The organism is Acinetobacter sp. 1124_18A (assembly GCF_052824995.1).
On record NZ_VTDF01000039.1, the window covers coordinates 1 to 275 of the forward strand.

At 45.1% G+C, this 275-nt stretch carries 1 protein-coding gene; it reads right to left on the reverse strand.

What is annotated here, in order from left to right:
• A partial coding sequence (locus tag FY048_RS19020; RefSeq protein WP_446092180.1) for an NAD(P)(+) transhydrogenase (Re/Si-specific) subunit beta occupies nucleotides 1-275 on the reverse strand: 275 nt, incomplete at both ends.

The window sequence follows — 275 nt, forward strand, 5'->3', positions numbered from 1 at the left end:
GCAGCAGGGTTTACTACGTCGTTTGCACCAATTACAAGCACCACATCAGTTGCAGGGAAGTCTGAGTTAATCTCATCCATTTCCAAGATGTCTTCATATGCTACATCTGCTTCAGCAAGCAATACGTTCATATGACCAGGCATACGACCAGCAACTGGATGGATCGCAAAACGAACGCGAACACCTTGCTCTTTTAGAATTTCACACAATTCTTTTACAGCATTTTGTGCACGACCTTGCGCCATACCATAACCCGGTACAATCACAACGCTGTC